At 57.7% G+C, this 23456-nt stretch carries 19 protein-coding genes; 13 read left to right on the forward strand and 6 right to left on the reverse strand.

Translation table 11 applies throughout. From position 1 onward, the window contains the following. Positions 1–26: 26 nt before the first annotated feature. Together WM40_RS05700 and WM40_RS05705 are read left to right on the forward strand one after the other, a co-directional pair. The gene (locus tag WM40_RS05700; protein ID WP_046152392.1) at positions 27–1646 is read left to right on the forward strand and encodes a lipase family alpha/beta hydrolase; all 1620 of its coding nucleotides are present in this window, start codon (positions 27–29) and stop codon (positions 1644–1646) included. A gap of 13 nt (positions 1647–1659) precedes the next feature. After that, positions 1660–2694, forward strand: a complete 1035-nt coding sequence (locus WM40_RS05705) for a T6SS immunity protein Tli4 family protein (RefSeq protein ID WP_046152393.1) — start codon at positions 1660–1662, stop codon at positions 2692–2694. Between the two features lie 552 nt (positions 2695–3246). On the opposite strand, the gene WM40_RS05710 is transcribed toward WM40_RS05705, so the two are convergent. Then, a complete protein-coding gene (locus WM40_RS05710; protein ID WP_046152394.1) occupies positions 3247–4707 on the reverse strand; it encodes a fatty acid desaturase in 1461 nt (486 codons plus the stop codon). 93 nt (positions 4708–4800) lie between these two features. Between WM40_RS05710 and WM40_RS05715 the strand changes: the two genes are divergently transcribed. Together WM40_RS05715 and WM40_RS05720 are read left to right on the forward strand one after the other, a co-directional pair. Beyond that, entirely contained in the window at positions 4801–5529 is a 729-nt protein-coding gene (locus WM40_RS05715; RefSeq protein WP_046152395.1) for a hypothetical protein, read from the forward strand. Positions 5530–5542: 13 nt separating this feature from the next. Then, entirely contained in the window at positions 5543–6664 is a 1122-nt protein-coding gene (locus tag WM40_RS05720) for a hypothetical protein (protein WP_046152396.1), read from the forward strand. Here WM40_RS05720 and WM40_RS05725 read toward each other — a convergent pair. Next, complete coding sequence (locus WM40_RS05725) at positions 6652–7569, reverse strand: lipase family protein (RefSeq protein ID WP_046152458.1); 918 nt, start codon at positions 7567–7569, stop codon at positions 6652–6654. The two genes, WM40_RS05720 and WM40_RS05725, sit on opposite strands and share 13 nt — an antisense overlap. Positions 7570–7728: 159 nt before the next feature. Between WM40_RS05725 and WM40_RS05730 the strand changes: the two genes are divergently transcribed. The 3 genes from WM40_RS05730 (at position 7729) to WM40_RS05740 (ending at position 11430) form a co-directional block, all read left to right on the forward strand. Beyond that, entirely contained in the window at positions 7729–8667 is a 939-nt protein-coding gene (locus tag WM40_RS05730; RefSeq protein WP_046152397.1) for a fatty acid desaturase, read from the forward strand. Continuing rightward, positions 8667–10268: a GH3 family acyl-acid amido synthetase gene (locus tag WM40_RS05735; protein WP_046152398.1), complete on the forward strand. Its 1602-nt coding sequence runs from the start codon at positions 8667–8669 to the stop codon at positions 10266–10268. The genes WM40_RS05730 and WM40_RS05735 overlap by 1 nt, the downstream gene beginning before the upstream one ends. A gap of 103 nt (positions 10269–10371) precedes the next feature. After that, entirely contained in the window at positions 10372–11430 is a 1059-nt protein-coding gene (locus WM40_RS05740) for an aromatic ring-hydroxylating oxygenase subunit alpha (protein WP_046152399.1), read from the forward strand. Positions 11431–11451: 21 nt separating this feature from the next. On the opposite strand, the gene WM40_RS05745 is transcribed toward WM40_RS05740, so the two are convergent. Continuing rightward, positions 11452–12345 (reverse strand): fatty acid desaturase, encoded by an 894-nt coding sequence (locus WM40_RS05745; RefSeq protein WP_236693403.1) that lies wholly within the window; start codon positions 12343–12345, stop codon positions 11452–11454. Positions 12346–12649: 304 nt separating this feature from the next. Here WM40_RS05745 and WM40_RS05750 point away from each other — a divergent pair, with 304 nt between their 5' ends. Continuing rightward, positions 12650–13120 carry a hypothetical protein gene (locus WM40_RS05750; protein WP_157685728.1) on the forward strand — a complete coding sequence of 157 codons (471 nt, stop codon included), beginning with the start codon at positions 12650–12652 and terminating at the stop codon, positions 13118–13120. A 152-nt stretch (positions 13121–13272) separates the two neighbouring features. Here WM40_RS05750 and proC read toward each other — a convergent pair whose 3' ends face one another. Beyond that, a complete protein-coding gene (gene proC / locus WM40_RS05755) occupies positions 13273–14091 on the reverse strand; it encodes a pyrroline-5-carboxylate reductase (RefSeq protein ID WP_046152402.1) in 819 nt (272 codons plus the stop codon). Positions 14092–14114: 23 nt separating this feature from the next. Continuing rightward, positions 14115–15635 carry an NAD(P)/FAD-dependent oxidoreductase gene (locus WM40_RS05760; RefSeq protein WP_046152403.1) on the reverse strand — a complete coding sequence of 507 codons (1521 nt, stop codon included), beginning with the start codon at positions 15633–15635 and terminating at the stop codon, positions 14115–14117. 434 nt (positions 15636–16069) lie between these two features. Between WM40_RS05760 and WM40_RS05765 the strand changes: the two genes are divergently transcribed. The 3 genes from WM40_RS05765 to WM40_RS05775 all read left to right on the forward strand — a co-directional run bounded on the left by WM40_RS05765 (position 16070) and on the right by WM40_RS05775 (position 18619). Then, entirely contained in the window at positions 16070–17113 is a 1044-nt protein-coding gene (locus WM40_RS05765; RefSeq protein WP_236693404.1) for an isopenicillin N synthase family dioxygenase, read from the forward strand. Between the two features lie 44 nt (positions 17114–17157). Continuing rightward, a complete protein-coding gene (locus WM40_RS05770) occupies positions 17158–18051 on the forward strand; it encodes an aspartate dehydrogenase domain-containing protein (RefSeq protein WP_024905012.1) in 894 nt (297 codons plus the stop codon). 178 nt (positions 18052–18229) lie between these two features. Beyond that, positions 18230–18619, forward strand: coding sequence for a hypothetical protein (locus tag WM40_RS05775; protein WP_157685729.1), 390 nt, complete (start codon positions 18230–18232; stop codon positions 18617–18619). Positions 18620–18685: 66 nt separating this feature from the next. Here WM40_RS05775 and WM40_RS05780 read toward each other — a convergent pair whose 3' ends face one another. After that, complete coding sequence (locus WM40_RS05780; RefSeq protein ID WP_157685730.1) at positions 18686–18976, reverse strand: hypothetical protein; 291 nt, start codon at positions 18974–18976, stop codon at positions 18686–18688. Positions 18977–19919: 943 nt separating this feature from the next. Here WM40_RS05780 and WM40_RS05790 point away from each other — a divergent pair. After that, positions 19920–21350, forward strand: coding sequence for an MFS transporter (locus WM40_RS05790; RefSeq protein ID WP_201779123.1), 1431 nt, complete (start codon positions 19920–19922; stop codon positions 21348–21350). Between the two features lie 595 nt (positions 21351–21945). Beyond that, a complete protein-coding gene (locus WM40_RS05795; protein WP_046152460.1) occupies positions 21946–23445 on the forward strand; it encodes a GGDEF domain-containing protein in 1500 nt (499 codons plus the stop codon). The last annotated feature ends 11 nt before the right edge of the window (positions 23446–23456 follow it).

Here is a 23456-nt window from a genome sequence, read left to right on the forward strand (position 1 = left end):
AACTTTCTTAGACTAATACTAAAAGCATGACTGATACCACGACAAATCCACTACAGTCGCAGCATGTGAGCAACGGTGACGTCGAAGCGAAGTTCAGTTTGACACCTGCCTCGGACACAAAAGGCTACCATTTCTATATACCCCCCGATCATGTCGTACCGGTGATCTTCGTCCCAGGAATCATGGGTTCGAATTTGGTAAACATCAATAACCGCGACGAAAAAGTCTGGCCAGCGTACAGCGGACTATCGCTCGCCGCAAAGTGGGCTTTCCGGGGCGCAGACACAAGGCAAATCAAACTATCCTCGAATGTCACGGATTTAGATCACACAGGTCCATGGTACGGGGTAAGCAAAACAGTCCATAACGAAGCAGAGGGGCTCAAACGCGGCCAAGGGACAACCTCGAAAGAATTCTACGGAAACTTCTGTGTTTGGCTGGACAACCAGCTTAATAGTACAACTGATGAACACAGCGAAAATGCCAGTCCTTGGGCTCGGTATTGCTATACTCCAAAGTCAGGTGAGCCGTGGCATGCACAAAAAGCTTTCGCCCCGTTCAGCCTAATTGATGCGAGGAAGATTTGGTCAAAGTTTCTATGCCCAGTGTACGTTCAAGGGTATAACTGGACGTTAAGTAATGCGGTAAATGGGCAAAGGCTAGCCGATCGAATTAAGAGCATCATTGAAGAGTGCCAAAATATGCCGCACAAACCAAAGTGCGATAAGGTTATTCTTGTGAGTCACTCCATGGGCGGCTTGGTGACTCGGTCAGCGATCGCGAGCGGTAGTAATCTTGGAAACGCCGCATCTTTAGTAGCTGGTATAGTGCACGGCGTGCAACCTGCAACGGGGGCTGCGGCAGCCTATCATCATTGCATAGTCGGTTACGGTAGCGGTGCTACTGCAAACGTGCTCGGGTCTTCGGGCGATCGTGTTTCAGCCGTGTTCGCAAACGGTCCTGGTGCAATGGAGCTATTACCGAATGCTCTTTATAGGGTGGGTGGTGAAAAGGCTTGGCTGAAGGCTGAAATAAATGGTCGTAAAGTGTCTGGTTTAGCGCTACCGGTTGATGATCCATATAGCGAGATTTATGCAGTTAAAGATAAATGGTATGGGCTCATGCCAGTAAGTTACATAGACCCGGCAAAACTGCTTCCCGACGACACCGAACGTTGGAAATCGTATGTAAATAACCTCATGAAAGCAATGCAGTTTCACGAAACGCTTGCAAATCAATATCATCCGGTGACTTACGTTTCATATGGTGCTGACCCGGCGATGAGGACATGGAATACAATTACATGGCAGGGAAAATATAACTGGCTTGGAGATCCAATAAAAGATGCGGAAATTGTTTCAGCGAACCGTTCCGGATCACCTGGTAGCAGCGTTTCGATTGACGCGAAGAAAGGTTTAGGAGGCGTAACGTTCAAAATCCCCGAAGCCGAAGATTTGCCGGCATCAGAAATAGGTGATGGCACAGTTCCCGCGTGCTCTGGAGAGGCTCCATTTAAGAATGGTGGGAGCAATATCAAGCAAAGCTTTCGAATGCCTGGATTTGATCATCAAGGGTCCTACGATAATGACGATGTAAGATGGTCTACTCTTTACGCTATCGGTAAAATCTTATCGACAATGGAATGACCGGACGGGCTAGATGAAGTTATTCAAAAATATCTTGTTGTTATTGGCGCCGGCATTTATCACGATCAACACAGGTGCAGCCCCTATGAGTTATAACAGTCAGGAAGTTCGGTTTGGACGGTTCTCCGTAGATATTCCCAAACTATCTTCAGTCGCGATTGATGCTAAATACCTAGGGGTTAGCGTTGTTTTTCATCATGAAAAACCGACTCCAGCACAGTTCAAAGCAGAACAAGATGCCCAGGCGCATAAATATGAAAACTCTCAGATGCAGGTATCTGCGAGTTCGTTGAAGCTTTGGAAGGCCGCTGGGCTGAATCCCGACGAAGACTTTGGATCTAAACAATTAATACGATACCAATACGACCAAGCGAATAACGAAGCCTTCATCGCCTACAGAAAGACACCAGATTCAAGCGATGCCATTGCACGACTGACAAAGCTGGGGCCAGCAGGTGTAGCATCGTTCGAAATCAACAACCGTAGCGCCGCGGGCGTCACCGGGTCCTATAACGACATCCGGCATGCGGCCTCGGTGTTCAAATTTGCAGAGAACGGTGGCCCTCTGCCTACTCACGCTTTTTGCATAAAGGAGGGGTGCTTTGATGACAACGCCCACTCTACTACCAACGAACACGCCGGACTATCGGCCACATTAGCTGGTCATAAGGATGCCGAACTGAGCGTGGAGACCACAACGCGAACGAGCGACAGTCAAGCTTTCAACGATCTTGAAAAGAATGCCGAGGGTGAGATACAGCTTTTGAAGGATGCTGGCGGGCATGTGACAGTGCTTAAACAAGGAAAGAGGACGCTTGTCGGGCAATCAGGATACGAAATTGCGGTAAAAGTCGAAGCAACTGAACACCAACCGATTTACATCTTCACATGGGTTGGCCCAGGTAAAACAGGGGATCCGCTCAAACCAGTTATTCAATTCGATCTTCGTATTGATCCGAACTTACACCAGGGAGTTAGCACTATTTCGTCTACGGATGACGCGTTACAGCTATGGGAGACGCTCGCCGCTTCATTTCAAGTTCGGTGATATGGAACAGCAACGAGACGAAATAGCGGCTTGGATATACGGATTTAATTTATTTTACTAGCTGATTTATAGCAGCTACTGTGGCCATCCACTTTGCGCTGTTCCTGTTGTACATCGAAGTGATGTCCGAGCCAGATTTTTTAACCTCGATCGTCAATGCTTCAAAGTTAATTCAGATTTGATGGGATCCCGCGCTGTCAGCATCGACGTAGTCCATGTAACTGACCTCAAAGGATCCTACCTAAAATTGAAGTTGTCTGAAAGCGATGCATAGGTGAGCCGTGCAGCTATGTACTTCCCTTTTTCGCGATTCGAACGCACGCCTACCGTAATTTCTTTTGGATTACAAAACAAAGAGAGCTGATATGGCAGGTCTGATAAGATACGCTGGAAAATTACTTATTGTATGTGCAAGCATGCAAGTCACGGGGGGTTGTGCCTCGCTCTTGCACTTCGAGCCATTAAGCGATAACGATCAAGGAAATGTAAAGACCTCTTTCATACATGTATCTCACGCTTAACTAGACGATATGTCGAAGCTTGCGGGGCAGATCATCGATCTGGCTTGCGTCGCGCCCACAGTAGGGACAGCAACGTACCGGCGTCTAATCGCGCTTCGTTTTGCCTTATCTCAAAAGGCAGCGCATGCCAGGGAGTCGATGGCGCCCGATGGTGCTGCAAATGCAGGTTAATGTGATACGGCCACAGGAGCACCCGTCCGATCCATCCCGTGCGCCATGAATAGGTCCAATCGTCCCAACCCGGCGTAGCATGTGGGCCGCCGCTATGTTCGGCCATGCTGCGGATCTTTTGAATCATAACGGTCAGCGTTAGCAGTGGTCCGAACCAAAGTAGCGCAACGACCGCTAGCGTATGATTTGAACAGGTAACCAGTAGCGTCGTAACGATTATGATCCAGACCACTAGTGCCGCAAGAAACGGTTTGCCAAGGCGAATCGGATTGGGATTGGAGCGGCGATAGGCAATCATGTTCCGAACCATGTTCAGTACGAGCGCATCCCCGAGCAGTTGCCGCATGAGCGCGAGTGTGGCGAGCGGCCGGAAACGCCATGGCTGGCTGTGATAGAGGAATTGGCGCTCGGGGTCAAGCGCTGTGCCGACATCGCGATGATGGGCGAGATGCAGCGGGCGATAGAACTCCACCGGCACGAGGCCCGGTACGCCGATGGCAGTGTTGATCAGAAAATCGTTGGCGCTTCGGCGATGGGTCAAATGGTAGTGTGTCGCGTCGTGATAAAGGATAAAGAGTGCATGCTGACGGGTTGCAATCACGAGCGCCGCCAACGCATACAGGTAACCATTTCCACTAAAAACGGCAAGCCGTATCGTAATGACGATGCCCCCCCATTCCATGAGCAGTGCACCCATGGTCCGTAGATCGACCTCAAGTTTAAGCAAGGTAAGCGTAGCTATCCCGGCGGTCAAACCCACTGCAATACCACTTCCGACATCGACCACCACGTGCTGCCCGGTCGTGAGCACAGTCACGGCCAATACGCCGCTCCAGACAATGAACAAGACACTGATGCGCTCTCTCAGGCCTGCCAGTGCTACCGCGATTGCGATAGGCAGGGCGACATGCCCACTCGGCGATGCAGCCAACGGTGAATCGATCCGATACAACCACGCAAGCCATCCGTCAGCTACCTCGGGCCGCACGACCTCGGACGGATGAAACAAATGACAGAACAGACATACGATGGTAGCTAGCGCACCAGCGAAGAACGCCGGCAATAGGTAAACACGATCGCGCCCTACCGCCACGAGTGCCGGCATCACGAGCAGGTAGCTGAGATATAGCGGCACAGTGAATGACAAGTGCGGGATTCCGCCATCGAGCTGGCCCGGTTTGATCGACTCGATGGGGGCGAGCGGATAGTGCGTGACAAAACCGTAGAATATGCCGGTGACAGTCAGATAAATGGCGAGCACGAGCCAAGGCCGGGACGGTGGTACCGCGTTAGCGCTGGGGCGTTGAGAGGCAGACTGCATGTTCGGAACCGGACGCGAGTGAGCCGCTATCATAAGTGAACTGATATCATAACAAGCTGTTTAATAGGCTGTTCGAGCCGGGAGAGGCACGCGATGGATCTGCACGCCAACGTAGTCACGCGTGCGGCTTTATGCTCCGACGACGTTGAACGCATGTACGCGCTATACGCGGCTTCGTATAACGACACCCACCGCGCACGCTTTCTCGACGATCTCGGCGACAAGACGCATTGTATTGTTCTGCGGGATCAAGACGAGACGATCCAGGGATTCTCTACGCTGAAGCTATATGAGACGTACTGGCGCAAAACATCAATCCGTGTGATGTTCTCGGGTGATACGATCGTCGACCCCGCACACTGGGGCACGCAACAGCTGGCCTTCGCATGGATCCGCTTTGCCGGCGAGGTCCAAAGAGCTGCGCCTTCGGTGCCGCTTTACTGGTTTCTGATCTGCAAGGGTCATCGCACCTTCCGTTATCTTGGTGCTTTCGCGCGCCATTATCTGCCGCGCCCCGGCAGACTTGCTGAAGAGTACGATTCAACTGACGAAGCGATGCAAGAACTGCTCGACCATCTCGCAAACGAGCGTTACGGTCGAGCCTACCACCCTGCCACTGGCATCTTAGCTTTCGACGTCCCACAAGGGCGACTTACGCCATCACTCGCCCATGTATCCGACGCGCATCGCCGCATCAACAGTGTCGCATATTTCCTTCAGCGCAATCCCGGATATGCGCGCGGTGACGAACTCGTCTGCATTTGCGAGCTGTCGGCGGCAAACCTGCGGCCACTTGCGCGGCGACTGTTCGATAGCGTGTAAGCCTTAGCTGATAATGAAAATTCGCCAGGCGCTGCCCAACGACAATTCGCGCATCCTGGAATTCCAGGCGCGTCACGCGATGCAAGGCAGCCTGCCAATGCGCTTTGATCGGTCGCCCGATTATTTCGCATTGCCTCGTTGCCATAGTCCGCGCCATGAAGTCTGGTGCGCCGAGGACGGACAGGGCACCTTGAAAGGGATTGCAAGCCTTGTAGTGCGGGACGGATACCTTGGCGGAGTCTCCATGCCGGTGGCCTACCTTGGCGACTTACGCTTGATGCCAGATCGACAACTATCGCGCGAATGGATGACCATGGTGCGCAATCGTCTAGCGGCGCTGCGAAACGAAGCGGGTGTCGAATATGCGTATTGCTGCATGATTCGCGATAACCGGTTGGCCGTGCAGTCGCTGTTGCAATCCAGGCGCGTCGACCGTTTGCACTTCTCGCACTGGCGCGGTTACAAGAACGTCTCCATCTACGGAAGGCGTGTCCTGCGGAATACGAGTCGACTACCGGCGGGCGTTCGCATCGTCGAGGCACAAACGCACCATGCCGACCTGTTGCGCTCCTTCCTCGACGCGCAGTCGCGCCTGCAGCCGTTCGGATGCGTGTTCACCGAGCAAGAGTTTGCACGCCGTCTCGATATTTGGCCCGCCTTTGGTATTCATTCGTTCCTGCTCGCGTTTGATGCACGGGACCAACTCGTTGGCTGCGTTGCCCCCTGGGATGCAGCCGCGATCAAGCAAATCGTGCTTGAGCAACTGCCGGCATCGCTGCGTGCGGTGCGTGCCGTGTTTAACAGCCTCTCCCCGTTGTTGCGCAGACCAAGAATCCCGGCACCGGGAGCGCCATTGAGTGACGTGTACCTTACGCATTTGCAGGTGCGGGGGCGGGACCCCGCGATCTTCGCGGCGTTGATCGACACTGCATGGTCACGCCTGCGCCATCGGCATTCGCTGATGCAGTTTTGCCTGTACGACGGCGATCCCCTTTGGAAGGCAATGGGTGGTTACCGCTATGCCGGAACTCCAATGGATCTCTACACGTTGCCGACTGGAGACACCGACAGCAACATGCCCGCCTATATTCCAGCAGCCAATACAATTCCCGGATTTGAAATCTATCTGGTGTGAAGTCCCTGGCTCTGGCCAAGCGTAATGTGGAGCAAGTCGGCAAGCGCTAGCCAGAAACGGCCGGCGTCAAAACCAAGCCCCCCGATCACGGGCTGACCATGGTCGAGGCGCGGTAGACAAATTTGTGGATAGCCCGGCAACGTTTGATGTTCGAGATAGAACTGTCCGTCGTGTGCACAGCCGGGCCTTAAGGCATTTAGCTGCGCATGATGCGAATCGAAGTGCGTGGCCGCCGTGATTGACCAACTGACTGCATGCACGAGATGGAGATCTTCGGGAATCGCGGCCAACATCGCCCCGACGCGCGGATCACGCTGACTGCTGATATCCCGCGTGCCATCTCCTACCCAACGTGAATTCAACAGGCGATGCGCCAGACGATCCGGCTCGAACATCACAAGACTGGATCGTCCAGCGGAATAACCGAAGATCCTATCAACAATCGCAGACGGCCCTATGGGCGGCTGTACCAGCGCAATGCCTTTGCAACGCGCCCTTAACATCGGATCGCCAGATAGCGCGGCCAGCGCATCGATCCCCCCCTTGCTGTGCGTGAGCGCGACAAAATCGCCCTTTGCAGGCAGGCGCGCGCGCAAAAAAGCGGCTATATGCGTGCCCTGCTCAAAAACGTTGCGCGCCGAGCTGACCGGGGCTGTCAACACACGATAACCGGCCGCTTGTAAGGTTCGGCGTGCCGCGCGATGACAGCCTGGCAACCATTCGGAATACAGTCCCGCTATCAGCACAATGGTAGTGGTGGCGGGCAACCGCACCGTTTTGCTTACCCAGCTTTCAATGAAACGGGACGTCAGGTCCAGGCCGATAGCCGGGCGAAAGAATGGCGTTGTTGGATAGAAAGTCCGCCAGTCGTCAAACCCGTCGGGTAACCAAGCAGCTCGTTTCAACGCGTCGAATCCACTTGGGCGAGATGGACCGCGCTGGACCGGCTCTGGCGAAGCAGCTGCGCACGTCCGAGCAGCCAGATCAGGGATCGGGTTGGCGCGCTTCTCAATCGGTCCGGCATCTGTTGTATTCTCCAGGATGATACAACGCAATTTCAAATCATGAGCCTACCGCCCCCTGCAGCTAACGCTGCACAACTCCAGCGCCACGACAGGGTGAACCTGCTGATCGTAGGGCTGCAGACCTGCGCGTGGGCCGGCACGCTGACCTGGCTTTCCCGCACCGACGCAGGGCCGATCAAGTGGCTCTTGCTGGTGCCGTTCTGCCTGATGATGCAGGGCGTGTTCTCGATGATGCATGAGTGTTTCCACGGTTCGGCGCATCAGCGACCCACGGTGAATTATACGATGATGCTTTGGGCGTCGACGATGTTCGGCGCGGCCGCGACGCTGATCCACGTGAACCATCTAGGCCATCATGTCCGTAATCGCACCAATGCTGAACGTGCCGATTTCGCGCTGTGCGAAGAGTCGTTGGCTCGCAAGCGCATCGAGTACTACCTCGCCATTCTCGGCGGTATCTGGATTAGTGCATGCGTCGGAAGTATCGTGCTTTCATTGCTGCCAACGTCGGTAACGGAGCGCTGGTCGACGCACGGTAGCGATAACACGTATGCCATCGCGTTTGGCGATTTCAGCGCGGCCGATTTCCGGCGCGTCCGTGCCGAAACGCTAGGCATCGTCATCATCTGGCTCGTGCTGGGCTGTCTACTCGGGTGGTCGCCAATCGTCGTACTGATCAGCTATGCCGCGTTTGCGTTTTCGTGGTCGTCGATGCAATGGATCTATCATATGCGTACGCCACTTGATGTGGTCGAAGGCACCTACAATCTACGCGCTCCTCGGCTCGTTCGATTGCTGCTACTCAATTTCAACTATAACCTTACGCATCACCGGCATCCGGCGTTACGCTGGCAGCAGTTGCATCTTGCGTCGGATCCTGGCGAAACAAGGCCTATTTGGTACAGTTGGCTCAGCATTTTTCTCCCGCCCCGCCGACTGCCCGACGATCTTTCGCAACTCGACAAGACCTACTTCTAATGGACACCAGGAACTTTGCGCCAAGTGATGCATGGGTCAAATTCATCAGCACGGCACAACCCGAGGTTGATCAATGGGAAGCCACTCTCGATATGCCGGAGCCCGCGCAGACGCGCAGGCTCGCGCAATTACTCGAAGCCGGGTGCGACACCGCATTCGGGCGGCAGCACGGGTTCGCGGAGATCGAGTCTGCCGAGCAGTATCGCGAACACGTACCGATTCGGGATACCGCAGCATTCCTGCCGTGGCTTGAGCGCGCGGCGCTGGATCCAGAACCAGTGCTGACGAGCGATCGGCCTATGTTCTTTGAGCGCACGAGCGGCAGCACCGCGCACAACAAACTCATTCCCTATACGCCCGCGTTCTTACGTGAATTGCAGAGGGCAATGATCGTTTGGCTGGCAGGCATGGCTCGCGAGCATCCGGGCATCACGACCGGCCGCGCGTACTGGTCCATGTCGCCGGCGTTGCAAGCGCCAGGCAGCACACCAAACGGCATTGCAATAGGCTCCGCCAGTGACCTCGACTATTTGGGCACCAGCAGCGCTGCGGCGCTGGCAGCCACGCTCCTTGTGCCGCCGCTTGAAAGCGCCCCCGTAGCTTGGCGGCGACAGACGCTGCGCGCGCTGGTAGCTGACGAGACGCTCGCGATGCTCAGCGTCTGGAGCCCGACATTCCTGACGAGCCTTCTGCGGCCACTGTTTTCGCCGAGCGAGCCCGACAGCATGCGTGACCTCGCATGGATCGAGGAGAACCTGCCGGCAGCCCGTGCAGCGGCGTTGCGCAAGGCCGCTGCCAGCGGCCGGTGCGACGCGCTGTGGCCGCGCCTTGCTGCTGTCAGTAGCTGGATGGATGGGCCTAGCCGCGTCTATGCCGAGTCGTTACGCACGCGGTTCCCTGCGGCGGTGCAATGGCTACCCAAAGGGTTGTTTGCCACCGAAGGCATCGTTAGCATTCCGTATGGGGAAGGCGCAGGATGCCCCTTGGCTATCAACAGTCACTACCTTGAATTTGTGTTCGATGATGGCCGTGTCTCAGATGTCTCCGGCCTAGCCCTTGGGGACGAGGCATCCGTGCTGCTCACGACAGGCGGTGGCCTCTATCGTTATGCAATTGGTGATCGCATACGCGTGACGCGATTCGCAGGGCGCACGCCGTGCATTACGTTTGTGGGCCGTGCGGGCGCGAGTTGCGACCTGGTAGGCGAGAAGCTCGATGAGCGCATGGTAGAGGAGGCGCTAGGCCCCGCGTTTGCGATCGGCGCAAGCGCGTGTCTTGTTCCTGATGCAAAAGCGGATGTCCCGCATTACGTCACGTTGCTGGCAGGCATAACGCCAGAACGTGCGGAAACGTTGCGCGACGCCATTGAAGCGAGGCTCAACCATGTTTTTCATTATGCGCACGCACGCCGGATGGGGCAGTTAGGCCCGCTGCGCGTGCGTGGATTATCCGACTCCGCTACAGGACTTGGGGACTTACTGCAGTATGCGGCAGAGCGGTCCGGCCTGCGTGCTGGGGACGTCAAGCCGCGCTTGCTCATAACGCGACCGCCGATGGCCGAACTTGTTCTTAGCATGAGTCAACGGTGGCCGGATGATTAAGCGAACGATCTCCATTACCGCTGATGCGCTTTAGTCGGAAGGCGTCAATGCACGCTGCGAAGCCTCCAGTACCTGCGCTCACGAGCCAGAAGAAAACGCGAGAATGCAGACCGATGGTCTGCACGAACAATGGTTTGTCGCCTGCGCTGTAAAGGAACTGCACCGCGACAAGCCACTGCGCGCAAAAGTGCTTGGTATCGGCATCGTCGTTTTCCGTGAGCACGAAGGAAACGTGGTTGCCCTGATTGATCAGTGCGTTCATCGAGGCACGCGTCTGTCCGCTGGCAAGATCGATGATGGCCAGCTCGTCTGCCCTTACCATGGCTGGCGCTACAGCGGTACAGGACAAGTGGTTCAGGTACCCAGCATAGATGGTACGCGGCCACTTCTGACACCGCGCAACCACCCGTTCCGGCAACGCGCGCTACCTGTACAAGTACTTGACGATCTGGTTTGGGTTTATCTCGGCGAAGACGACCCGGCCGCAAGAACGATATTTAGGATGCCGTTGCGCGATGAGGCTCCGTGGCAATCGTATTACATGATCAACATTTTCGATGGCGACATCGGCATGCTTGCGCAGAATTTCATGGACGTGCCGCACACTGTCTTCGTGCATCACGGCATCTTCCGCAGCAGCCGCGGAAAGCCAATGGACACCACCGTAACGACGCGCCCGGATAGCGTGCTCGTCACCTATCACGACGGAGATGATCGGATTGGCTTCGGTCTCGACTGGTTGATCAATCCCGACCGCTTGCCGCTTTCGCATACTGACTGCTTCATCGCGCCAAACGTCACGCACTGCGAGTACCGGTGGGGCGAACGTTCCGGATTATTGATCGTCAGCCAAATCACGCCGATCGATGCGCGCCGTTCGCGCGTCTACACCTATATCGCTTATCGCTTCAGGCTGCCGCGCTGGTTGCTGCGCGCGTTGCGCCCATTATTGCACCTCTATACTCGCCTCGTCATTCTGCAGGACGTGCGAATCATTCGGGCGCACCGCGAAGGGCTCGACAATGCGCCCGATATGCGGCAGCACAGTGTGCAAGCGGATATTGTGCACTTATCGATCGACAGATTGCTCAATGCGGTCAAGCGCGGTGAACTCCTGCCCGACAAGCATTGCGGGGAGAAGCCAATGCGCTTCGAACTATAGTAAAAAGCGTATCGCGACATGTCAGCGAGGTGCTTCCGCCGTTTCAGCGGAAGCCCGCGCAAGCAGATGGCGATGTACGGCAGGCAGATACTCTAATGCAAGCGACGGATACGCGTGGTGGACCTGATGGAAGCCAATATTGCGTGGGTACAACACAAGCTTGCCGAACATTCCTAGCGTGAGCGTGCGTGTCATGCGCCATATCGTTTCGGGCGAGCGATGAGTGATCGTCTCGTGTTCATGTTCAAGTAGCACGCGATTCGCATTCATGATGCCACCTAGTATCCACGATAAGCCGTAGTAATTGAAAAACGGCAGATCCCAGTGTACGACTGCTGTTATTGCGAGCAGATAAGCTATGCAATGCGGCATATCGCGTTTCGCACAGGAGAGTACTTCTGGATGCTGACGCAGGTTGTCACGGGAACGGTCCTGCATGAAGTAGCGTGCGTAGATAGGCCGATAAGCCGGAAAAATCAAAGCAAATGGAGAAGTGATCGCGCGCAATGGCCACCAGATGGGCAGTAGTGCTCCGCGCAACATCATCACACGTCGAATGGAGCCACCGCGCTCGGCGAGTGGGTGCAAATAGGGATCTTCCGGTGTGCCGACCGCGCGATGGTGGCGCAGGTGGTGATAGCGCATTGCCGCGATCGACGAGCCGATCGACCAGCCGGCCAACACGTCGACAAGCGCAAGTGGTAGCGTCATGCGGCGTATCGGGAGATGGCAGGCATCATGCAAAATCACCCCTAGCGCTTGCAGCCTTCCGGCAATCAGCACGATGCCAATTATACGAACCAACAGATTTGACGTAGCCGCCATCGTCAGCCAGCAGACGAGAATGCAAAGCCAGTCGACACAGGCATAACGCACCAGCCTCCATGGCCGGGCGCCACGAATGAATGGCAGCATTCGTGTAAGTTCGGCAAGTGGCGGGAGAGCGTTATTGCGCATTGTAAAACAGTCAGGTTAGTCGACACGGCATTGTACCGGTAGAAAAACGATCGGTTAAGCTTGCGGTATTCCCTCTTCTCCCGACCGTGGTTCCCGCCGCCCGCCGAGAATGTCATCGGCCTCTTGGTACTGGTATTTCCACTTTTTGCCCGGCTTTCGCGAAAAAGACCCTTCTCACATGCCCTGGGCGAATCGACCAATACCTAGTGATATAGTATTCTCTTAACTAAGCGTTCGAACCCCACCAGACAACAAGAGCGACATGGCCGGCTTTCTAATGATTCTTCGTGTCTTGGGTAGACGCTTTTTTGCCATGTCACTCCTCGCTTCATCCCTGTCACCCGTAAATGCCTTGGCATTTACGGTCTGTTTGAGCGGCTCGTATAAGACAACCGAGTTTCGTTGGGTTGGCGGTGGTTGGTTTGCCAACTCAGACGCGGCATTGTCTAAATGTGAGCAAGCGACGGAAGCGTTAAGCAAGTCGGAATGCAAAAGTGCGAGTCCATTCAGGAGCGCTGAATTTTTCCGGCCTGATGGGACCCAAATCATTGGGCAAGCGCGTAGCGATTCGATTCAGGACTATTGCAAAGGCGCTCTGGGAGGGGGGGAGGGCAAAGAATATTATTGGTATATCAGCCAATCCCTTACCAACGCATGCATGAATAAAAAAGGATTTGCCTGGAAAGAAGTTGCCGTGAAAAAGTGCAAGCCATGGCTTAATATCATGCAGTGAGATGCTGTCGATTCGACAGTTTCTGAGTATGCATCAACCACGCGTCTATCAGGCTAGGCACCTAGCCCTTACGACTGCAATTTATTCATTCATCTCCGCAAAAGTCGGTCAATCCAGATAAGTTGGAAAACGACCGACAACGCCCTGCAACCCTACCTCCCACGCATTTCCACCGAGCGCGCATGCGCCGCCGCCAATGCCGACTTGACGGTCTCGAAGCAATTGCCTGCATCCAGCGCGGCGATTGCGGCAGCGGTTGTTCCGCCCTTCGAGGTCACGTTCTGGCGCAATTGCGCCAGGTCCAACGGCGACTGCCTTGCCATCTCCGCCGCGCCGACGAAGGTCGCGCGAACCATCTGATGCGCGGCCTCTGGTGGCAACCCTAGTTCGATTGCCTGCTGCTGCATCGCTTCCATGAAATAGAACACATACGCCGGGCCGCTTCCGGACAAGGCCGTCACGGCATCCAACGCTTCTTCATTGTCGAACCAGACGACCTCACCGGCCGCTTCCAGGACGAACTGCGCCGCGTCACGGCTGGTGCCCGGCACACCCTCCGGCACATACCCCCCCGTCATCCCCTTGCCAATCAGCGCGGGCGTATTTGGCATGACGCGAATCAAATTCGTATAGCGGCCACCCAGCCATTGCTGCAACGATGCCACCGTCACACCTGCGGCAATACTCAGCACGAGCGCATGCTGCAACAAGCCCCCCAATTCACCGGCCACCCCTTCGAGCACTTGCGGCTTCACCGCCAACACGATCACATCGGCGGCGCTGACTGCCTGACGCGCCGCGTCATCCGCCAGCGATTCGCTGACCGGCGTACCGAAATCGGATCTGGTCCGTGCGCGCGCTTCCTCGTTACGATCGACGACGTGGATTGCGCTCGCCGGATGGCCTTGCTTGAGCAAGCCGCCGATCATCGCGCTGGCCATGTTTCCGCCGCCGATAAAAACGATATTCATGCTGTCTTTCCTGTTTCGAGAAATCATTGGAATCGCGTGATTGCAAACGGTCGCAGATCGATCGTCGGCGTTTCATCGGCGACAAGTTCCGCCACCAGACGACCGGTGGCCGGGCCGCACGTCAGACCGATATGGCCATGACCGAATGCATAAATCAGATTACGCGCACGCGGTGAACGATCGATCACCGGCAACGAATCCGGCGTGCTAGGACGGAACCCTAGCCAGCGACGGGGCATGCACGGTGCGTCGATTTGCGTTGTCTCCGTACTCGTATTCCCCTTGCCGCATGGCGTATTAATCGACGCGGCATCGCGCGGCGCGGCGTCGACCCGGCTCTCCTCCCAGATGGCAATCTTGCTGATCGTCGGCGCCAGCGCCGGATACATGCGCGCCAACTGGCGCGCGAGCAGATCGGTACGACGCCAGTTCGCAGGCGCTTTCAAGCCGGCCAGCTCGACGGTCCCCGCCGCGCGCACGCGCCCGGCCATCGGTGTGGCGAAAATTTTGGCTTCGGCCCACAACGTGGGAATCCGGGGTCCGATCGGGGCCAGGTCCTGCGGCAAGCCCATCGCCTCCATCGCCCCGACTACCTCGTCCTGTGCCAAAAACGTCTTACCTTGCGCACCTGACGCCACCGATCCAGCACCTTGCACCTTACGCCCCACGTCGGCGGGCATCGGCCTCCCATGGGGAATCTCGATATGATAGCCGCGCTCGGTATCTAGCAACACCCGATCGCCCACACCACGCGCGAGCGCTCCGGACCACGCACCGGCGGCCACGACGATCGTATCGGCATCCGTGGCAATCACGCCGGTATCCGTCTCCACGCCAATGGCACGGCCGTCGCGCATGGCAATGCCCCGCACATTCACACGCAAATACGTGCCGCCGTTGGCAAGCACATGCCGTGCGATATGCCGTGCATAAGCGGCAGGATCAATGACATGCCCGGTTTCGCCGATGTAACGCGCACGCAGGAACTGATCGGCAAGGTGCGGCTCCCGGGCGCGCAATGCGTCACGATCGATGTCCTCGACGACGACGCCTTCGACAATACGTCGCTGCATCGCATCGATGTCACCATCATAGGCCGCCTGCGTGCTATACGCGATCAGATGGCCGGCCGAGCGCAGCAGGTGGCCCGCGCCCACGGCCTGCGCGAGCGCCAGGCTTTCGCGCAGTGCACTCCCGGCAAGCGTGCGCAGCGCCGTCACATGATGGGCGACCCGCGCCGCATCGGCCGCGGCAAGGAAACGTATCAACCACGGCAGCATGGTCGGCAGATACGCCGGCCGGAGCACCAGCGGCCCATCGGGGTCCAACAGCCAGGACGGCATTTTCTTCAGCACGCCGGGCATGGCCACCGGGATAATCGATGAGGGGTTGATGCAGCCGGCATTGCCATGGCTGGCGCCGGCGGCCACTGCATCGCGATCGATCAATGTGACGCGATAGCCTGCCTGTTGCAGATGATAGGCGGTGCAGACACCAACAATTCCGGCGCCGACAATGGCCACCGACTGATTTCTTTGCAGCATGATCCAGACGCCATCGTCGCTACAGCGTGCAAACGCCTGGCCGCCGCGACGGGAACAATGAAACGGTGAATGTCAGAACACGCGCCAACGTGTCAGTGTTGCCGGAACCGCTCCAGAGGCAACGTAGCGCGCGGGTTGTTACAGGCGCCGAAGAGGTGCTTCAACGTCCCGATTGCCACAATTCTACCCTGGTCCACAACGCAGCCCCGGGTTCGATGTCGGCACAGCCAGACAGCGGCCTTGGGGCATGTATTGCTTGCAACGCTTCGGAGTCCAACGAAAGATCGTATCTTCATCGATTGTCGATGACACCGCTTCGTCGCCTCCACGCGATGTCGGAACACGTCACCACCGGTTTTGGTTGCGCGGACTATTTTTTTGAGCGACGATTTTCGCGCGCCCGCCGCCCGCTCCCCTCTGCCTCCCTTGAAACCATGCCTCCGCCTCCACCCACCATGGATCCCCACGCCCCGAACGTCCCCTCCGGCACGTATTACCACGCCAAGGCCGTCAACACAGAGGATATCCCGGTTATCGATATCGGCGGCCTCGTGGCGGGTCAGCCCGGCGCGCTTGACGCAGTGGCGGCGCAAGTGATGGAGGCAGCCCAACGTATCGGCTTCTTTTACATCAGCGGCCATGGTATCCCCGTGGAGGTCACGACGCGGGCAACCGCGGCGATGCGGGATTACTTCGCGCTGCCCCCAGCGGTGAAAAGCAAGCACCCCGTGAATACCAGCCAGCGCGGCTGGATGGCGACCGGTGTTGCGCGCCTGGAAGGCTCGAAAACCCATGACTTGAAAGAGATCTTCTTCTGGGGCCCGGAACAGTGGGCCGACCGACTGGCCGCACGCAAACGGGCCGATTCGTTGATTGCCGATAACGTCTGGCCCGACGAGGATTTTCCAAGGCTGCGCCAGGACTTGATCCCGTATTACCTGGCAACGCAACAGGTCGGTCACGCGCTCCTATCGGCGATTGCCAAGGGGTTAGGCCAGGACCCGGCGTTCTTCTCGCACCGCTATACATCGCCGATGGCGCGCGGCCAACTCGTCTACTATCCCCCCTCCACCCCTGCTGATGAACGCGAGGAACGCTTCGGTTCCGCCCCGCATACCGATTTCGGCGTGCTGACCTTGCTGTTGCAGGATGCCAATGGCGGACTGCAGGTGCGCAACCGCCATGGCGAATGGATTGCGGCGCAACCGATAACAGGGACGTTGGTGTGTAATATCGGCGATTTACTGCACCGCTGGTCAAACGCGACATTACGCTCGAATCTCCACCGCGTGATCAATCGCTCCGGCAACGCCCGGCATTCCCTGGTCGTGTTCTTCGATCCGGATCCTGACGCCGTCATCGATCCGTCGGATCTCGGCTTCCCTGCCGGCCGCGAGACCTACCCGCCGGTGACGACGTCCGACTATATCCACGGCAAGAACCGTAAGAACTTCACGCAATATGGGGCGGTGAAATGAGCCAGGTAATCTCAAAAACCGCAGGAGATACACACGATCTTCCAATGAAATCGGCCCCTGCTCCAGCCAAGGAGGACGCATCTTCAGTGGGCGTTGCGCGTCCACCGCTGCGCGTTGGCCTTGCCGGCTTTGGTGCGGTGGGCCAGGACCTCGCTCGCAGACTGCTGCGGGGCGATCTGCCGGGCGCGGTGCTCAGTGCCGTCTGCGCAAACCGGCTCGACGCCGCCCGCGAGCGCCTGGATGCACTGGACGACGTGGCGGGCGCCGGTAAAACGGTGCCTGCGATGCGCCTGGATGCGATGCTGGACAAGGTCGACATCGTCTGCGAATGTGCCACCGCGGAATCCTTCCCCGCCATCGCTCGGGCGGTGGTGAGCGCGGGAAAGACGATGATCACCGTCAGCGTGGCGGGCTTGCCGAACACACCGGACCTGATGGACCTGGCGTTGCGTCATGGCGGCCGCATCCGCGTGGCCAGCGGTGGCCTGCCCGGCCTCGATGCGGTACGAGCGGTCAAGGAGGATGGCATCGACACCATACGGCTGAAGACAACCTTTCGTCCCGAATCCCTTGCTCATGAGCCATTCGTGCGCGGCTTGGGATTCGATTTCGGCAGTGTGCCTGCTGCATCGGTGCCGAATACCAAAGTGTTTGCCGGCACCGCGCGAGAAGCGGCCGCCGCATTTCCACGTCATTTCAATGTCGCCATCGCGCTGAGCCTTTGCGGCGTTGGCTTCGACAAGACCGATGTCGAAGTGTGGGTCGATGGCGCCGTCGAAGGCGCCGTGCAAGAAATCGACGTCAAAGCTTACGCCGCCGACTTGACGCTGATCAGTCGCAATCGCCCCTCGCGCAATCCGCGCACCTCCCGAATCGTCGCGCCAAGCGTGATGGCGGCGCTGCGAAATTTTGTCGATATCCTGCAGGTCGGTTCGTAAATTGGCCATCTCGGCGCCTGTCCGAGCGCGCCAGGCTCGTTTCTCGATCATGGAAATATCGAACGTTCGTTCTTCAGGTTTCGGGAAACACGCCGTTTACCTCATCAGGACGGGCGAAAACGTACGGTCGTTATGCGACATATCGCCTCTTTCCAGCAAACCGACCGGGATGACGCGTATGTGGCCCTTCGCTCCAGATGAAGTCCGTACCGTGATGGCAACGCTCGACGCCATCGAATGCACCGTTCGAGAAGTACCCGACGATCAATCGGTACTTAACGACCATATCTACAATCTGCTCGGCTTGATCGAGATGATGCGTAGTGCCGCCACCGAAGAGTGGAAGATCAGCGAGAACGTCGATGCTCTGACGATGCTGGTGTCGGAAATCAATACCCTCGTGCAACAGACGGATATCGTCGCGCGCCGCGCCTCGAATGCCGCGCATGGCGGCGGCGTGGGCCGCCCGATTTACCTGATGCTGGCGGAACTACAGTTTCTGTCCAGCCGCGCCAGCGATCTGATGCTGGCCGTTGCACGCGTCGGCGACGGTATCGCGCACGACTGATCGGCCCTTTGCGCCACGGCGCAGGATGCCCCGAGCGGGACACCGTGCCTCATGGCGCGGCGGTCATTACAGCACTGTCTCAGCACGCAATCCGGCGCCGAGGGAACCGGCCGTGCCCACACGCTCGTCAATTCGACCGGCCTGTGCCAACAGGGCATCCAGTTTCTGCTCGAGGCGTAGGTTCGACGCCGCCACGAGATAAAGAATGCAGAAGAAATTCACAAGCGGGATCACACAGACGATTGTCCACACCGTCACGTGACGGCCTTTGTCTCGCGCAATAAAGCCGCCGACCACCGCAAACGCCAGCGATGTGATCAGCAGGGAAATGAGCGAGGACAGGGTTTCGGGGGTCATCGGTGGCTCCATTACAAGTCATGACGGAAAGCACGGCCCAACATGCGGGGGCGCTTCACTTAGGTGGGCCAACATCGTGCAAGTTGCACTGATCGTCGCCTTACGTTGACGTTACAGTATCCCCGCTGTGACAACGTGCCGCAAGCGCAATATTCAACGATGCAAACTGCATTGCGATAACCCTGGCGAATATCCGTTGATCGTCGGTTAATTCGCTGGCATCCGCTATCGGCGTTTTTGATGCCAAGTCAATTGTCTGTATAATTAAGCGCTGTGGTTGATGGAAACGGCAATGACTTGCCGCGCCATACATACACCGCGACGGGCATCGCCGGTCGGCGTACGTGTGGCAACCATCGTCAATCGGTCTTGTTTGTCGCGCCGGATGGTGCTTTAACGCCAGCCGCGACACGAGCGGGACCATTGTCACTCACCTGTACCGCGTGAGACGCCCGTCCGTGAATTGATACGGGCGCATGCTCGGTACGCCACTTGTTCAGCGCTGCAATAGCCGCGACTGGACTGTCGTCTGCAATGCAGGCGGTGAAGGGCCAGCGGAGACACTGGCAACTTCTCCGAAGTGCGGCTTCAGATCGTGCTCAATCGTTCGTCAACCCTCGATATGTCGCGGGTCAGGCCACGCTTGGCGTTATCGGCTCAGCATCGCCATTCGCCTCGCGCGGCCCGTGCTTTGCCTTATGTCGAAACCGGTTCCACGGCAGTAGCGCCCCCACTATGAGGCGTTGCCGCTGATGCGCAGTACCGTCATGCCATCGTGCGGGACAAACAACGGCCATATTTGCCGTGGTTTCGTTCATTGCCGATCGCGTGGCACGCCCGTGCTCGTCCATTGCTCGCGAATGCGCGCCTTGCCGAGTGTGGCCTCGCTCGTCCCGAATTGTCGTGACGCGTCCTGGAACCCCAACACGGAGTTATCTCGCTGATGTCAGCTCATCAAGACCACACGCTGGACCGGTCGCACGCCCGGCCCGCGCGCAACGCACAACATGCACGCCCGAAGCAGGCGTCCACGCAGCGGCCGCAGCAAAACACCGCTGCCGTGCCGCGCGGCGTGCAACATGAACCCGCCGTCCGCGTCGGAATACTGGAACGTATCGGTATGCCGCGATCATTGGCCGTGGGCTTTGTCGGCCTGCTGCTGTTCATGATTGGCGATGGCGTGGAAGCCGGCTACCTCGCACCGTTCCTGCATGGCCACGGCGTCTCGAACGCGAAGGTCGCCCTGCTGTTCACGATCTACGGTGTGACGGTCTCCATTTCATCCTGGCTCTCTGGCGCGCTGTCCGACCTATGGGGCCCGAAGCGCGTAATGACGATTGGCCTCGCGATCTGGATGGTGTTCGAAGTCGTATTCCTCACCGCCGGTGTGCAAACCCAAAGCTATCCGATGATGCTGCTGGCCTACGCGGTGCGGGGTCTGGGCTATCCGTTGTTCGCGTTCGGCTTTCTGGTCTGGATCGCCGCCGCAACACCGGCGCGGCAGATGGGCTCCGCGGTGGGGTGGTTCTGGTTCGCCTTTTCCGCGGGCCTGCCAACGCTCGGGTCCCTGTTCGCCAGCATCGCGATCCCGCTGATCGGCCAGATTCAGACGTTCTGGGCGTCGCTGGGTCTCGTGGTCGTAGGCGGCATGATCACATTGGTGGGGTGCCGTGACAAAGCTGGAATGGTTCGCATGGCCAATCCGGATACGCACCCGGTCAAGGTTGTTCTCGGCAGCGTCACCATCCTTTGGCGCGAACCGAAGATCGCCATGGCGGGTGTGGTGCGCGCGATCAATACGTCGTCGGAATACGCATTCCTGGTGATCATGCCGGCCTTTTTCACGAAGGTCATCGGCCTGACGCTCGAGGATTGGCTGCACCTGTTGTCGATCATCTTCCTCAGCAATATCGTCTTTAACCTCGCATCCGGCATGATGGCCGACCGCATCGGCTATCGCCGCGTGATCGGGTTTGCCGGCGGCATCGGATCGGCAATCAGCGTGCCGCTGCTGTATTACATGCCGTTGTTGTTCAAAGGCGATTTCACGATGATCGCCGTGTTCGGCGTGTTCTACGGCGCAACGCTGGCCTGCTTCGTTCCGCTGTCCGGGCTCGTGCCGCAGTTGTGCCCGAAGGAGAAGGGCCCGGCTTTGTCGATCCTTGGCCTGGGTGCCGGTATCAGCGTATGGCTGGGCCCCCTCGTGGTGACGTTGTTTCAGGATTCGATCGGGATCGGCGGCGTGATCTGGGTGTTCTCGGGCATGTACCTCATCTCGGCCGCCCTGACTTTCTTCCTCAGCGTGTCTCCGGAGGCGAAGGCGTATGCCGAGCAAAATCCCGATGAAGCAGGCGCACCCTCGCTCGCTCACTAAACGGTCTTAGCCTGCCCCTTGCCGAGCGCGTTCCAGCGCTCGCGCCACCACGGATGAGGCGATGCATGTGCCATGAATCATCCGTTGGTCCCACTGCCTGATTTCCCCTCGTGTTCTCCCAGTCTTGCAGCATGACGAAGAAAGTCGTCGAGGCAAGCACCGCTTGTGCCCTTTTGCATCGACCCCGCGCCAAGCTTTAAAGGTACCGCATTGCACAAAAAGGCCTCGATATCGCGGGGATACTACAAACACCCGATTGAATCGGACGGCCGAAGGTGAGCGCCACGCGACACTTCGTTACGCGGAAAACGCTTACTGCACCGGTGTGATCAGGAATGCTTCAGAAATGAGTCAGTTATGCCATATGCTGTAAACAACATGGCGGCCGCCGTGTAAAAATGACTGATATGGCATGTATTAAATGAATCTCGGCTCGTTTATACATCGGCAACATCTGGAGCGCCCTGGCATGGACAGCAGCACCAACCATGGTGCGCCCGCGCGTGGCCTGCGGTGGCGCTGGCCATCTGGCGAGGGCTCCTTACGCGGCGTACGCGAGCAAGCCCGTGCACGTCTTGCCACGCATCGCCGCTGGATGTTGTGGGCGTGGTCGCATCTGGTCGTGGCGGGCGGAACGGTATGCGCGTTGTTGATGATGTCCCTTTGCGGATGGTCGCTATATCAAAGTCGCCTGGATACGCTCGACAACGCGCGAGCGCATCTCGAGAATATTTCGTCGATCGTCGAGCGCGACATCGAACGCAATTTCGAGTTGTATTCGCTGTCACTCGAAGCCGTCGTGGACGGCATGCAACAGCCTCAAGTGCTCCGTTTACCGCCGGGATTGCAACGGCAAGTGTTGTTCGATCGGGCGGCATCCGCGCAATTCCTTGGCTCGATGCTGGTGCTGAATCCCGCCGGCGACATCATCATCGACTCCGAACACGATATTCCGCGCGCCGGGAACTTCGCCGATCGCGATTACTTTCTCGTGCATCGCGAGAACACAGGCGTCGGGCTATACGTCAGTGACCCGTTCAAGTCGCGTTTGAGCAACGAAGCGTGGACCATTGCAATGTCCCGGCGATTGAATAACCCTGATGGCTCATTTGCCGGTGTTGCAACGCTGAGCATGCGGCTCGAATACTTTCATTACCTGTTTTCAAGCTTGCGCCTCGGGCCGGAAACATCGGTTGCATTGGTAAAGGACAGTGGCGAATTCATCATGCGTGAGCCGCTGCCGAATCCAGGAATCATCGGCCAGTCATTCGCCGGAAGCCAGGCATTCGAGCATTTCAATGCGACGAACGAAGGCTCGTTTATCGCGCATTCGCGCTCCGACAACACGGACCGGCTGTACGCCTATCGTCGCTTGCCGGGGTTGCCGCTGGTCGTGGCAGTGGCGTCGTCATTGGATCAGATCTATGCCACGTGGTGGCATAGAACGTTGACGATCGGCATGCTGATGCTACTGAGTGGCCTGGGTTTCGTGGCAATGGCGGCAACGTTGGGCAAGCAATTACGCCGACGGATGGCCGCGGAAGTCGAACTGGAAGTGATGGCGCGTACCGATGGCCTGACAGGCCTCAGCAATCGCCGGATGTTGACCGAGATCCTCGAGAGGGAGTGGTTGCACGCACATAACACCGGTAGCGCCTTCTCCTTGCTGTTCGTCGACATCGATCATTTCAAGATGTTCAACGACACGTATGGGCACCAAGCCGGTGATGACACGTTGTCCGCGGTTGCACGCTGCATCCGCGAGAGCATCCGTGACCACGTCGACAGCGCGGCGCGATACGGCGGCGAGGAATTCGTCATCGTCTTGCCGAACACCGGCCCGGTGGCGGCGAACGCCATTGCTCATAAAGTCCTGCAGTCGATCCGCGCGCTGCGCATTCCGCATGAACTGAGCGTGCATGCCTGCGTCACCGCCAGCATCGGCATTGTCAGTTGGACGGTACAGTCGGATCGCTCGATTGATGCATTGGTGAAAGCCGCCGACGAGGCGCTGTACCGCGCGAAGGCGCAAGGCCGTAATCGGGTTGTGTCGGATGTGCCGATCCCGTCGACGGCGGCTCCGATCATGGCGTAAGAGCACATCAC

The organism is Robbsia andropogonis (assembly GCF_000970345.1).
Taxonomy (GTDB): domain Bacteria; phylum Pseudomonadota; class Gammaproteobacteria; order Burkholderiales; family Burkholderiaceae; genus Robbsia; species Robbsia andropogonis.

Excerpts from the sequence above, each read along its gene's own strand:
- WM40_RS05700 (WP_046152392.1), top strand. The coding sequence starts at position 27 with ATGACTGATACCACGACAAATCCACTACAGTCGCAGCATGTGAGCAAC.
- WM40_RS05705 (WP_046152393.1), top strand. The coding sequence starts at position 1,660 with ATGAAGTTATTCAAAAATATCTTGTTGTTATTGGCGCCGGCATTTATC.
- WM40_RS05710 (WP_046152394.1), bottom strand. The coding sequence starts at position 4,707 with ATGCAGTCTGCCTCTCAACGCCCCAGCGCTAACGCGGTACCACCGTCC.
- WM40_RS05715 (WP_046152395.1), top strand. The coding sequence starts at position 4,801 with ATGGATCTGCACGCCAACGTAGTCACGCGTGCGGCTTTATGCTCCGAC.
- WM40_RS05720 (WP_046152396.1), top strand. The coding sequence starts at position 5,543 with ATGAAAATTCGCCAGGCGCTGCCCAACGACAATTCGCGCATCCTGGAA.
- WM40_RS05730 (WP_046152397.1), top strand. The coding sequence starts at position 7,729 with ATGAGCCTACCGCCCCCTGCAGCTAACGCTGCACAACTCCAGCGCCAC.
- WM40_RS05735 (WP_046152398.1), top strand. The coding sequence starts at position 8,667 with ATGGACACCAGGAACTTTGCGCCAAGTGATGCATGGGTCAAATTCATC.
- WM40_RS05740 (WP_046152399.1), top strand. The coding sequence starts at position 10,372 with ATGCAGACCGATGGTCTGCACGAACAATGGTTTGTCGCCTGCGCTGTA.
- WM40_RS05745 (WP_236693403.1), bottom strand. The coding sequence starts at position 12,345 with ATGCTGCCATTCATTCGTGGCGCCCGGCCATGGAGGCTGGTGCGTTAT.
- WM40_RS05750 (WP_157685728.1), top strand. The coding sequence starts at position 12,650 with ATGGCCGGCTTTCTAATGATTCTTCGTGTCTTGGGTAGACGCTTTTTT.
- proC (WP_046152402.1), bottom strand. The coding sequence starts at position 14,091 with ATGAATATCGTTTTTATCGGCGGCGGAAACATGGCCAGCGCGATGATC.
- WM40_RS05760 (WP_046152403.1), bottom strand. The coding sequence starts at position 15,635 with ATGCTGCAAAGAAATCAGTCGGTGGCCATTGTCGGCGCCGGAATTGTT.
- WM40_RS05765 (WP_236693404.1), top strand. The coding sequence starts at position 16,070 with ATGCCTCCGCCTCCACCCACCATGGATCCCCACGCCCCGAACGTCCCC.
- WM40_RS05770 (WP_024905012.1), top strand. The coding sequence starts at position 17,158 with ATGAAATCGGCCCCTGCTCCAGCCAAGGAGGACGCATCTTCAGTGGGC.
- WM40_RS05775 (WP_157685729.1), top strand. The coding sequence starts at position 18,230 with ATGTGGCCCTTCGCTCCAGATGAAGTCCGTACCGTGATGGCAACGCTC.
- WM40_RS05780 (WP_157685730.1), bottom strand. The coding sequence starts at position 18,976 with ATGACCCCCGAAACCCTGTCCTCGCTCATTTCCCTGCTGATCACATCG.
- WM40_RS05790 (WP_201779123.1), top strand. The coding sequence starts at position 19,920 with ATGTCAGCTCATCAAGACCACACGCTGGACCGGTCGCACGCCCGGCCC.
- WM40_RS05795 (WP_046152460.1), top strand. The coding sequence starts at position 21,946 with ATGTTGTGGGCGTGGTCGCATCTGGTCGTGGCGGGCGGAACGGTATGC.